The 1059-nt window shown below is 55.7% G+C and carries 1 protein-coding gene; it reads right to left on the bottom strand.

Annotated features, from left to right (window positions below; genetic code table 11):
• Positions 1-15 precede the first annotated feature (15 nt).
• Positions 16-974 (bottom strand): IS630 family transposase gene (locus AAFO90_RS24950; protein WP_347511196.1). Its coding sequence is split into 2 segments (ribosomal slippage): positions 16-630 and positions 633-974, totalling 957 coding nucleotides; the frame shifts between segments, so codons are not numbered across the junction.
• Positions 975-1059: the final 85 nt, after the last annotated feature.

Below are 1059 nucleotides of genomic sequence, written 5' to 3'. Positions count from 1 at the left end.
TAAAGCGTTTCCAGTTTATGTAGAAGCATACCCGGCCTCGCAAAAGTAGTTCCAGCATTCCTGAGGTGTGTAGAGATCACAGATTTCGTTGAGGGCTTCGAACAGTCCAGTGAATGACCGCGCTCCAATGCGCCTCAGGTGGGCTTTGAGTTTTGAGAACGCCATTTCTATGGGGTTCAGGTCCGGGCTGTAGGGCGGCAAAAACAGGAACCAGCAGCCGTGAGCGCGCAGGAGCGCCTCGGCTTCTTTGTTGCGATGGGTGGCCAGGTTGTCGAGGACGACGGCGGTACCGGGTTCGATCTCGGGTATCAGCACGTCACGGATGTAAGCGACAAAGGCTGGGCCGTCCATTGCTCCCTTGATGACCCAGGGTGCGACCAGATCGGATGGACCCAAGCCAGCAATCAGGGTCTGGGTGCCCCATGATCCAAAAGGAGCGGATGCTGTCAGCCTTGTGCCGCGCAGGGAGCGACCGCGTATCCGCGTCAGATTGGTTTTGACCGATGTTTCGTCAATGAACACAACACGTTCAGGCATTGCGCTGATCGCAGGGACACGATGTGCAAACCAATCAGCTCGCGCGCGCTTTACCCTTGCGCGCTTGCGTTCATCCGCAATGAGGCTCTTTTTTTATACGTATAACCCAACCGCTTGAGGGCTTGATCGATGCCGGAGACAGACGCGGTCACGTCATGCGCATCCGCAAGAGCACCCTGAAGTTCCTTGAGCGTGATGTCTGGGTCTTGATGGATCAACTCGACCAGAAAGTCATGGTAGGGAGCGAGCCTTCCATAACCGGTGTTGCGCGGGTTATCGGCTGGCGTCAGGCCCAGCCCCTGCTTGAGCTTTTGAGAAAGGCGCGACGCCGATGCCGCGGAAATCATCAATCGACGACCGATCTCTCGACCTGTCAGACCTTGGCCAAAGAGCACCTCAAAACGGGCTCGAATATCGGCAGAAAGCGGGTTGGGCATGATCTGATCCTCCTGAACAGGATGAATCAGAAAAATAGCCCGCTGTGAATCCCCTTTGATTCAATGAAAGCTGGAACCGCTTTAG

The organism is Phaeobacter sp. CAU 1743 (assembly GCF_039839315.1).
Lineage (GTDB): Bacteria > Pseudomonadota > Alphaproteobacteria > Rhodobacterales > Rhodobacteraceae > Phycobacter > Phycobacter gallaeciensis_A.
The sequence above is the reverse complement of the archived record's forward strand: the minus strand, read 5'-3'. Positions and strand labels throughout refer to the sequence as shown.